This window comes from Streptomyces sp. NPDC059909 (assembly GCF_042730885.1).
Classification (GTDB): Bacteria; Actinomycetota; Actinomycetes; order Streptomycetales; family Streptomycetaceae; genus Streptomyces.
The window spans coordinates 1-10,689 of the sequence record NZ_JBHWKX010000133.1; the positions used below are offsets into that span (position 1 = coordinate 1).

Consider the following 10,689-nt stretch of genomic DNA (forward strand, 5'->3'; position numbering starts at 1 on the left):
GAACAGGCTCACCCGCGCTAAGGCCAGCCGACGTCGACCGGACAGCACACCCAGTTTTCCCCAAGATCACGCCGCCCCGAAAGGGCCCCAGATGCCTTGGGGAAGTGATGGGCGGGTGTGTAGGGCACCGCATGCAGCGGGTAGTAGACGCGTTCGTCGGCCCACAGTGTGGTCACCGTGACCACACCGTTGTCGGTCTTGCCCAGCCGGCCCAGCCACTGCCGTCCCACATGCGCAGTCGCTTTGCCGTCCTTACGGTCGCCGGAATCATCGACCACCAGCACCCCGCCCGGATGCGGCGCGGTCGCCGGATCGGCCAGCAGCATCTCCAGGCGGCGGGCATTGACCTGCTCGTGGTCCCAGCGGGACTCCGACAGGAAGAACTGCAGACGCTGCACCGCAGCATCCTGGGCCCCGGCCACCGGCTCCGCCCCGGCCAGGCAGGTCAGCGTCTTGTTCCGATCCCGCGGCAGCAGCAACCCGGTCAGGTACTCACGGAAGCCCCGCCGCTGCGCGAGCGAGCGGAACAGATCATCGAACCGGGCCGCGAACCCCTCCAACGGCCCCGGAGCAGGCGGACAAGGACGCCTCGCGGTCACCACCACGACCACCCCCGAACAGCGTCAACTACCCTTGTTCACCGGCCTACTGCGACATCAACCCCACGTCAACAAACCACCGCTAGGAGTACCTCGACGTCGAGGAAGTACTGGAAGCAGATGGCGATGCCTTCGTCGCGGGCGGCCGTGGTGTCGTGCATCTGTCCGGGCCACAGGGCATCGGTCCATAACGTGCGGCGTTGCCCGTCGGCGACGACGGTGGCCTTCATCGTTGTTCTCTTCTTCATGCCGGAGACACCGAATGGAATGACGGCATGCGAGATACGCCCGGTACTGCCACCGCACTCCGATATGCGGCAGGTCCCGACCACCGTCCCCCGCGCGACGCGGCGCCCGCACGATCGCCTCGGCTTTGGTTCTGCGGCATGGCCTCGTGCAAGATCCCCTCCAGGACCACCGCGACGCCGGCCTCGATTCTCTGAAGCACCGGATGTCCTCGCGGCCGATCCGACGCCGGTCGTGGGCGGAGTTGCCGTGCTTCCCCGCCCACGAGGGTGGTTATCGTCCGGCCTGCAAGGCTGCCCAGGTCTGCGGGCCGACGTCGCCGTCGACGCCGAGGCTGCGGGTGGTCTGGTAGTCGCGCACGGCTTGTTCGGTGTTGGGGCCGAAGTCGCCGTCGATGCCCACGGTGCGGCCGAGTGCCGCGGTCAGTGCTCGCTGCAGTCGGCTGACGTCCGCGCCGGTCGACCCGTTCTGCAGCGCCGGTGTCGAGCCGTACGACAGCAGGGCCGTCCAGGTCCTGGGGCCGATGTCACCGTCGGCCGTGAGGCCCCGGGCGGACTGGAAGGCCTTCGTCGCCGTTTCGGTGTTGGGCCCGAAGTCGCCGTCCGGTTCTCCCGGATTGTGTCCGGCGGCGATCAGCCGGCATTGCGCCGCCTTGACCAGACTGCCGGTGGATCCCTGCTGGATGAGGGGGTACGCAGTGAAGTCGAGGTTGACGCCGCTGCAGGTGGGCGCTGGTGTGCCGCCGCAGTTGTTGCTGGTGACGTTCCGCCAGGTCTGGCCGTTGGCCTGGCCGTACTCGACGCCGTTGAACCAGGGGCGGATCCGTTCGGAGGTGGAGTTGCCCCAGGTGGCGGATCCGTTGTTGTCGGCGTCGTAGGCGAGCTCGAAGTGCAGGTGCGGGTGGTTGTTCGAGGTAGGCCCCGTCCTGCCGACCCGGCCGATCAGCTGGCCGCGCTGCACCGTCTGGCCGACGCTGACATCGCGGCTCTGCAGGTGCAGGTATGTGGTGAAGTAGCGCTGCCCGTGGTTGATCTGGATCACGTTGCCGGCGTTGGAGTGGTAGAAGGACTGCCGGACCGTGCCGGAGGCCGGAGCCAGCACCGGTGCTCCTTCGGTGCCGACCTGGTTGGGCTCGCGGACCATGTCGAGCGCGGGTGCGTGTGCCCAGGTGTCGAGTCGCCACTGCTGGCCGCAGGTGAAGGGCAGTTGGAAGGCGATGGGCGGGGCCGCCGCGGCGGCCGGCGCCGCGGCCTGCCAGGGCAGGACGACGAGGGCGGCAACAGCCACGAGCAGTCTGCCGAGCAGCCCTGGGCTGAGCGTGCGGATGAGGAATATCAACGTGTCTCCTTCTTTGGTGCCGAGTTCATGCGTGTCTGGGGCGGGGTGTGCGGGCGGCGATGGGACGGCAGGTGCCCTTCCCCTGTGGCTGGGCGCTGCGGGACGGCCGCGTTCGGTCGCGGTGTGTCGCCCGCATGGCGGTCACGATGAGGGCCGAGGTGGGGGCAGCCATGTACGGCCCTCATCGTGAGCTCGCCGGCGGGGGAGCGACCGGTGCGCTGAGCGTGCCCTGCGTCGGTATAGCCCGGGTATTTCCGAAGGTCACCCGGCCGCCCTGGGCGGTGGTGCCAGGCACGGACCGCTTACAGGGGAGCACGCCGCGCCGGCGGCGTGCCCGGGTCAGGGCAGCGGGCAGAGCGCGCCGGTGTCCTGGCCGGGGAGGTGGCGGTCGAGTTGCGCCGCGGTGGGCGGTGGGGCGGTGGCTCGGCAGATGCGCCGGATGGCTTCGGTCGCGGTCAGCGGCCAGTGGATGATGCGCTGGTCGGCTCCCGCGGACAGCAGGGTTCCGTCCGGGGTGAACGCCAAGCCCTGCACGTCTGCCGAGTGGCCGGTGAGGGTGGCGATGCGCCGGTGGGTTCGTACATCCCAGACGACGATGGTGTGATCCTCACCTGCCGAGGCGAGGAGGCGTCCGTCCCTGCTGAAGGCGAGCGTGCCGACCGCTGCGGTATGGCCGGTCAGGGTGCCCCGGCTTTTCCACGTCTGGGTCGACCACAGGCGCACCGTGTGGTCCGAGCCGGCGGTGGCGATCAGATCGCCCGCCGGAGTGGCCGCGATGTCCTGCGTGGACCCCTGCGTGGCCGGGAAGGCCTTCACCAGCCGGTCGTCGGCGGTGCTCCACACGGCGATGCCGCCGGCCGGTGTGCTCGCGACGAGGAGGCCGCCCCGAGCGGGGTAGGCCATGGCGGTCGAGGTGCGCGGGCCGGCCGGCGCCGGCAGTGGACGGGGGTGTGCCGGGTCGCTGACCCTCCAGCGGAACGTTCCTCCCAGGGACATCACGGTGACCGTGCTGCCGTCCGGGCTGAAGGCGACGTCCGTGCCGGTGCCTATACCGGTGAAGGCGATGGTGGTGTAGCGCCGCCCGGTCGACGGGTTCCACAGAGTCAGGGTGTGGTCGCGCGTCACGGCCGCCAGCACCGTGGCGTCCGGGTTGAACGCGACTGCCTTGACATGGTCGGAGTGTCCGCCCAGCAGCCGTTCGGCAGCACCGGAGGCATTCCAGATCCGTACGGACCTGTCGTCGCCGGCGGAGGCGACGAGCCGGCCGTCGGGGCTGACGTCCACGTCGTTCACGGCGCCGCCGTGACCGCTGAAGGGAAGGGCCGTCCGGCGCACCACGATGGTGCGTCCCAGGCCGCCCGAGACCACCGTACTCGCGTCCGGTGCCAGGTCCAGAGCCATGGTCTCCGAGCGGTAGCGGTCGGCGTGGCGGGCGATCTGCTCGCGGCGCCGGTAGTCCCAGATCGAGATCATGCCCTCTTCGTCGGCGATCGCGATCCGATCACCGACCGGCGCGGAGATCATCCAGGGGAAGGCCGTCTGCACCGGGAGGTCGGCGAACTGGCGGGCCGAGCGGCCGGTCAGCCGCCAGAACCTGATGCCGTGTTCTTCGGAGGCCGTGGCCAGGACATCGGATGTGGAGCCGAACCGGGCCACCTGGGCGCCTTCGGTGTTCAGCTCGAAGCGACGGCGACCGGTTTCGATGTCCCAGACGGCCACCGTCCCATCGGTACGGGTGACGGCGAGCGAGCGCTGATCGCCGGCCAGGCTGAGTGCCGCGGGCATACCGGTGGGCAGGAACACGGCCTTGCCACCGCCCAGCGTGGCTACCCATGTGCCCTCGCCCGTGCCGTAGGCCACGACCGTGCCGTCGGCGCTGAAGGCCAGACCGTTGCTGAGGTCGCCGGACACGACCTGCTTGAACAGCACCTTCCTCGACCGGACCTCCCGCACGACGACCGAGCCTCCGGTCGGCTGCTTCGGATTGTTCAACCGGGCCAGGGACGCCAGCCGGGTACCGTCGGCGTTGAAGGCCACCCTCAGCGCGAAGAACCCCTGGGGGAGCGGCTTGACGACATGCTCGGTGAAGGAGGCCAGCCTCCTGCGTCGTTTCGGATCCCACAGCTCCACGGTGCCGTCGCTGGTGGCCGCGGCCACCAACGAGCCGTGAGGGGACAGGGCCAGGCCGAACGACGCGGGCCCGTTCGTGTTGAGTACGACGCTGGGCTGCGCGGACGCCGACGTACTGATCACCGCGCCCAGGGTGTCGGCGTTGGGATGCAGCCGATAGGCGGCCAGGGCGAGGGACCGGGCGACGTCCGGGTCGGTGGCGACCAGCAAGCGCGACGTGAGCGCGGCCTGATGGGCCAGGACGGTCAGGTGCTCGCGCTGTGCCACCTGCCGCTGCTGCCAGGCGGCACCGCCCCCGGTCACGGTCGCCGCCAGCAGCACCGCCAGCACCATCGCCAGGACCCTCAGCCGGCGGACCCGGCGCCGCGCCGCAGCGAGTTCGGACTCGGCCAGCTCCTCGCTGGCGTCGAGGAACTCACGCTCCAGAAGGTTCAGCTCCGAGCGGTGCGGGCGCGCCTCGGCCAGCCCGGAGCCCCGATAGAGCCCTCCGGCGTCCCGCCCCGACTGCTGCCAGACTCGGGCCGCGGCGGTGAGCCGCTGCCGTACGACCAGGCGCCGGCGGTCCTCGCTCAGCCAGGCCCGCAGCCTGGGCCACGCCACGATGAGCGCCTCATGGGCGATCTCCACCCGATCCTCGTCCACGACCACCAGGCGCGCCGCCACCAGCTCGTCGACCACATCCGCGACCGCCGCGGCCGGGCCCATCCCGTCGAGTTCGGTTTGCGGGACCCGCCGCCGACTGTCCCGCACCCCGTCCTCGTCCAGGCTGATCAACCGCTGCATGAGCCGGCGCACCAGGTCCTGCTCGGCGGGTTCGAGCTCGGCGTAGACGTGCTCGGCGGTCTGGGCGATCGCACCGTGCATCCCGCCCCCTGCCTGGTACGCCGCGAGGGTCAGGGTGCGGCCGGCCCGGTTGCGCCAGGTCTCCCGCAGCGCGTGGGACACCAACGGGAGTGCGGCGGCAGCGCCGGAGGCCTCCGCCACCACGGTGGCCAGCAGATCGGCGTCGACCGAGCAGCCCTCAAGATCCGCCGGCCGGACGATCAGCTCTCGCAGTTCCGCGGCCGACGGCGGACCGACCAGCAGCTGCGCCTCGCTCATCAGCGCCGGCGCCAGCTCGCTCAGCCCGGTCATCTGGACGAAGAAGTCCGCACGGACACTGAGCACGACCTTCGTTCCGGCATGGGACGCCGCTAACAGCCCGGCGACGAATTCCTCCCGTACCGTGGGATCGGAGCACACGGTGAACAATTCCTCGAACTGATCGACCACCAGCAGCACCTGACCGGCGGGCCGGTCGTGCTCGGCGAGCGCGGCCGCCAGCTGTTTCACCGGCTGGTCGGTCGGCGTCATCATGACCGGCTGCCACCGAGCGGTCGTATCCCGCCGGATCCGGCCCAGTAGGCCCGCCGCCAGCAGCGAGGTCTTCCCCGATCCCGACGCGCCGAACACGACGACCACGGGGAAGCGTTCCACGCGCTCCCACAGCAGCCCGCACAGCCGGTCGCGGCCGAAGAACCGGTCGTGATCCGAGGAGGTGAACGCCGGCAGGCCCCGGTAGGGGTTGGCCCCGACCGGCACCAGTGCCGCGACGGGGACCGGAGAGGGCATGAGGCCCTCATCGCCGCGGAGCATCGCCTGGTGCAGGCGCTGCAGACCCGGGCCGGGCTCGACGCCCAGTTCGGTCCCGTACAGCGCATGGGTCCGCCGGTAGAGCTCGAACGCCTCGGCCTGCCTGCCCGAGCGATACAGGGCCGTCATGAGCTGGCCGCGGAGCGACTCCCGAAAGGGATGCCGGGGCAGCAGCTCCGTCAGCTCCACGACCACCTCGGCATGCCTGCCGAGGGCCAGACCGCAATCGGCCCACCGCTCATGCACGGCAAGACGCAGCTCCTCCAGCCGGGCCGCCTGGGTCGCGACGGCTTCGGTATCCAGGAACTCCGCGAACGCAGGCCCGTTCCAGCACCGCAGCGCCTCACCGTGCAACTCCTGCGCGCCCGCTGTCTCACCCTGTCGCAGGGCCTCCTCCGCCTGGAGGGCCAGCCGTTCGAACCGCGTGGCGTCCAGCGCATCACCCGCCACCACGCGATAGCCGTCGCCCTGCCGTTCGATGCGCTCCGGGCCCAGGGCCTTGCGCAGTAGATGGACGTACAGCTGCAGGTTCTTACGCGCCGAGCGCGGCGGTCGCTCGCCCCACAGTGCGGTCATCAGGAGCTCCGAAGGCACGGGCCGGTCGGGCCTGCTCAGCAGGACCGCGAGCAGCAGACGCACCTTGGGCGATCCGATGTCGACCGGCAAGCCCCCGCGACGGACCGCCAGATCCCCCAGAATCCCCAACTCCACTCGGCCGCCCCCAAGGCTGCACGGATCAACGCTGGCGGCCCGAAGGTACACCAGCCCTCCGACGCAGACCCGCGCCGGCCCGCCCGACCCACGCATGACGCCGCACTGACGTGGATCAGCGGACGGGCCTTCCACCCGAGAAGTGGACACCTTTCGTGTGGTTATGCGGCGAGTGTCAGGGTAGCTGACTGTTGTTCGTAGGCGACGGGGCTGAGCTGTCCGTTCGCCGAGTGGCGGCGCCAGGTGTTGAAGCGGGTGAGCCAGCGAAAGACGCGGCGTCGGCAGGCCGTGGGACCTTCGAAGCGGCGCCGGCCCTGGAGCGTCTCCCGTTTCAGCGAGGCGTGGAAGGACTCGCAGGCGGCGTTGTCCGCGCTCGTGCCCACCGTGCCCATGGACTGCTGCACTCCCAACTCGGCGCACAAATCGGCGAATTGACGGGATTGATACTGCGCCCCGTGATCGCTGTGGAAGATGGCGCCGTTCAGGCTGCCGCGGGTGGCGGCGGCCATCTTCAACGCGTCGGCGACCAGGTCTGTGCGCATGTGGTCGGCGATGGACCAGCCCACGATGCGGCGGGAGAAGCAGTCGATGACGGTGGCGAGGTAAAGATGCTCGCCGTCGCCGACGGGCAGATACGTCACGTCACCCATGTACTTCAGGTTCGGTGCGCTCGCGGTGAAGTCCCTCTTGAACAGGTCCGGCACCGGCGTCTGCGACGGCTCGGGGACCGTGGTGCGGACGCGCTTGCGCAGGCGCACGCCGGCGATGCGGAACTTGCGCATGACGCGGGCGACCTTCTTCTCGTTGATGTGCAGGCCGTGGGTGTCACGGAGCTCGGCGGTGATGCGCGGGGCGCCGTAGGTGCCGTCCGAGTCCGTGTGCACGGCCTTGATCCTGGCGGCCAGGGCTTGATCGTTCCGCTCGCGCTGTTCGCGAGCGGCAGCGCCGGCCCGCCACTTGTAGAAGCTGGAGCGGACGACGTCCAACACCTGGCAGAGCCGCTTGACCGGGAAGGTCTCGCGATGGTCCTGGATGAACTGGAAGCGGCTCGTCACCAGGTCATCTCGGAAGCGAAAAACTTCGTCGCCTTGCGCAGGATGTCCCGCTCGGTGGCGAGCGTCGCGTTCTCCTTGCGGGCGGCCTTCAGCTCGGCCTCCAGGGCCTGGATACGGGCCTCGAGCTCCTCGCGGGTGGCCTCTGCGGCCGGGGTGGTGCTGGTCACGTTCTTCCTGGTCAAGCCGGTGGTACTGCCGCCGCGGGCGCGGTCGGCGCGGATCCAGTTCCGCAGGGTCTCCGCATTGACCCCCAGGTCACGCGCGGTCTGCGCGATCGTGAGATCAGGATCCGAGTGGAACAGGGCCACGGCATCGGCCTTGAACTCGGGCGAATAAACCTTCATCACCATAATCGGTCACCCTCTCCCGACCCCCACCGGGGCCGGAGCCAGGGTGTCCACCACTCAGGGGGAGGTCCCGACTGCCGCCTGGTGCGGCCTCCCGGGCCGGCACCCCCTGGCCGCATGCCCCAAAGATCCGCGATGCGCAGCCGGCCGAAGCCACGCCCGATCACCTGCCGCACGCATCCCCATCAGGACTTATACGGGTCCTATACCGCGTCTCACAACGATCGCTTCCCGTACCGGGCCCACCGGCTCCTGGGCCCCTCCGATCAAGGAAGGAACGGGTGCGCCCATCCAGAACGACGCCGACCAGTCCAACAGGCACCCCCCGCCGTGGAGATGACGTCGGAGTCGTAGAGAACGCGAAAGGACACAGCGTGAAGCTCGGGTTCAGCTCGGGAAGCGATCAGAACACCCAGCAGCGGATCACTGGGAAGGCAGGACAGCACATGCGTACAAAGCTCGCGGCAGTCGCAGGAGTGGCCGCCATGACCGCCACGTTCGGACTGGTCGGCGCGTCCCCCTCGGCCGCCGGCCCCAACTGCGCCTCCGGCTACCACTGCGTCTTCTACACCGACATCAGCTCCGCACGGCAGTCCTTCTTCAACTCCGATCCGGACTTCTCCAACGACACCTTCGACGAATACAACGTGAGCGGGGCCGGTTACAACCGCCCGGTCAACGACAACGTCTACTCGGCCAGCAATTCAAGCACCGGGAACTACGAGAGCCACTACTGGGACAACACCAACGGAACGGGCTTCCTGTTCTGCCTGAACCCCGGTCACTACGTCAACTCCGCCTCCACCGTCGACCAGGCGGGCACGCAGAGCGGCGATCCGCTGCCCTCCGGCCTCCGGGACCGGGCCAGCCGGCTGACGCTCCCGGGCCGGACGTCGACCGACTGCTTCTGACCTCGGTGAACGGCGGGCCCGGCGCAAACCGGGCCCGCACGTTCCGGACCTCGACAGGATTCACATGGCACTGAGCTTCCACGGCACTCGCCGGCACATCGTCGCCTGCGTCCTGACCGCCACTGTGGGCGCAACGATCTGGGCGTTCGCCGACGCGAGGGCCCAAAACCCCGAACCCCAGCCCCATCGTCCGCTGTCCCCGGCCGCACTGGCCGAACAAGGCTTGCGTCCGCCGATCTACACCCAGCTCTACGCCTGGACCCAGAGCGGCGAACAGATCGCGACCGCCCAGCAACAGGTCCTCGTCGCCTGCATGGCCGAGCGCGGATTCACCCTCAAGCCCGCTCCCGTGGCGAAGGCGGGTGACGCGGCGGTGTCCCGCCCGACTCCGTTCGGTCTCGAGACCCTCGAAGAAATCGGGGCGGACAGCCAGACGCAGGCGCCACCGGAGCAGCCGCAAGGAGAGGCCTTCAACCGCGCCCTCTACGGCAAACCCGGAAACGAGATCTCCGTCAAGGGCAAGCTGCTCAAGGTGACCATGCCGGCGAGCGGCTGCCAGGCCGAGGCGGAGAAGCACATGCTGGGCGACGGCCGGGTGCGGTGGACGGAACTGCGGATGCAGCTCAACGAAGGGGAGCAGACAGCGTTCAAGTGGCTCAAGCACGACTCCCTCTTCCGCAAGGCGAACGAGAGCTGGCGGCAGTGCATGCTCACCAACCGCGTCCAGGCCAAAGACCCCCTCGACCTGATCAGAGCCTTGCCGCCCGACGCGGACATCCGCACCCACCCCGCAACCAAGGCGGACGTCCACTGCAAGCAGGACACCGGATACCTGCGCACCGCCTACGCCAGACTCGCCGTGATGCAGCAGCGCTGGCTCGACGATCACCCCGACGTGCTCAAGGACCGCACCGCGCTGCGGGACAGGCAGCTGAGAATCGCCCGCCAGGTCCTCCAGGGGCAGACCGGCTGAGCACCCCGGCGCACCCGATCTGCCCCGGCCCGGCGGCACCGGGTGCTCACGGCTGGGTGTGGTAGCGGAGGTAGACCACGCCGCTGGTAAGCCGGCGTTCGTCCAGGAGCTCGAAGCGGAGCCGGGCCCCGTCGGGGAGGAAGGGCTTGCCGCCGCCCAGCACGGCGGGGCCGACGAACAGGTGGTACTCGTCCACCAGCCCTGCGGCGATCGCGTGGGCGGCGAGGGCGGCCCCGCCGACGGTGAGGTCACGTTCGGAAGATGCCTTCAGCCGCCGAACCGCCTCGGGGTCGAAGTCCCGTTCGATCCGGGTCCGGGTGGTGGAGGCCGACTCCAGCGTCCTGGAGTACACGACCTTGTCGGCCGCCTGCCAGATCTCCGCGAACTCCCGCGCCCCGGGCGACTGGCCCGCGATGGACGGGTCGGTCTCCCAGACAGCCATCATGTCGTACAGCCGGCGCCCGTACAGGTAGGTCCCGACCGGCCGCAGCACGTCGTTGATGAAGGAGTAGTACTCCTCGTCCGGTACCGCCCAGTCGAAATTGCCGTCCGCGTCGGCGATGTAGCCGTCCAGGGACACATTGAACATGTAGATCAACTTGGCCATGCGAGCCTTCTCCCAGGTCGGGGCTACGTGTGTGTCCCGCAGCACGCTAGGAGCGTGTCTCAGTAACCGCAACCCGCCTGCGGTTCGTGATCGTTCGTGCGGGATGATGCTGGTATGAGTGGCGGGGATGGACTGTTCGA

6 protein-coding genes and 3 pseudogenes are annotated in these 10,689 nt (G+C 69.5%); 2 read left to right on the top strand and 7 right to left on the bottom strand.

Features of this window, described 5'->3' with window-relative positions; genetic code table 11:
• Positions 1-17 precede the first annotated feature (17 nt).
• The 6 genes and pseudogenes from ACFV9O_RS38310 to ACFV9O_RS38335 form a co-directional block, all read right to left on the bottom strand.
• On the bottom strand, positions 18-560 hold the full coding sequence (locus tag ACFV9O_RS38310) for a transposase (RefSeq protein WP_385427127.1): 543 nt from the start codon (positions 558-560) through the stop codon (positions 18-20).
• 122 nt (positions 561-682) lie between these two features.
• A pseudogene (locus ACFV9O_RS38315) lies at positions 683-856 on the bottom strand (IS5/IS1182 family transposase); the annotation flags it as partial.
• Between the two features lie 262 nt (positions 857-1,118).
• Positions 1,119-1,586, bottom strand: a pseudogene (locus tag ACFV9O_RS38320) (peptidoglycan-binding protein); the annotation flags it as partial.
• 141 nt (positions 1,587-1,727) lie between these two features.
• Positions 1,728-1,988: pseudogene (locus ACFV9O_RS38325) on the bottom strand (M23 family metallopeptidase); the annotation flags it as partial.
• A gap of 534 nt (positions 1,989-2,522) precedes the next feature.
• Entirely contained in the window at positions 2,523-6,611 is a 4,089-nt protein-coding gene (locus ACFV9O_RS38330) for a BTAD domain-containing putative transcriptional regulator (RefSeq protein ID WP_385427130.1), read from the bottom strand.
• A gap of 206 nt (positions 6,612-6,817) precedes the next feature.
• Positions 6,818-8,061, bottom strand: a protein-coding gene (locus ACFV9O_RS38335; protein ID WP_385427132.1) for an IS3 family transposase whose coding sequence is annotated in 2 segments (ribosomal slippage) — positions 6,818-7,734 and positions 7,734-8,061 — 1,245 coding nt in all. Because the reading frame shifts where the segments join, the coding sequence is not laid out codon by codon here.
• 482 nt (positions 8,062-8,543) lie between these two features.
• On the opposite strand from ACFV9O_RS38335, the gene ACFV9O_RS38340 reads away from it, so the two are divergent.
• Entirely contained in the window at positions 8,544-8,969 is a 426-nt protein-coding gene (locus ACFV9O_RS38340) for a hypothetical protein (RefSeq protein ID WP_385427134.1), read from the top strand.
• 64 nt (positions 8,970-9,033) lie between these two features.
• Positions 9,034-9,942 carry a hypothetical protein gene (locus ACFV9O_RS38345; protein ID WP_385427137.1) on the top strand — a complete coding sequence of 303 codons (909 nt, stop codon included), beginning with the start codon at positions 9,034-9,036 and terminating at the stop codon, positions 9,940-9,942.
• A 46-nt stretch (positions 9,943-9,988) separates the two neighbouring features.
• On the opposite strand, the gene ACFV9O_RS38350 is transcribed toward ACFV9O_RS38345, so the two are convergent.
• Complete coding sequence (locus ACFV9O_RS38350) at positions 9,989-10,549, bottom strand: dihydrofolate reductase family protein (RefSeq protein WP_351237169.1); 561 nt, start codon at positions 10,547-10,549, stop codon at positions 9,989-9,991.
• Between the last annotated feature and the right edge of the window lie 140 nt (positions 10,550-10,689).

Excerpts from the sequence above, each read along its gene's own strand:
- ACFV9O_RS38350 (WP_351237169.1), bottom strand. The coding sequence starts at position 10,549 with ATGGCCAAGTTGATCTACATGTTCAATGTGTCCCTGGACGGCTACATC.
- ACFV9O_RS38340 (WP_385427134.1), top strand. The coding sequence starts at position 8,544 with ATGACCGCCACGTTCGGACTGGTCGGCGCGTCCCCCTCGGCCGCCGGC.
- ACFV9O_RS38345 (WP_385427137.1), top strand. The coding sequence starts at position 9,034 with ATGGCACTGAGCTTCCACGGCACTCGCCGGCACATCGTCGCCTGCGTC.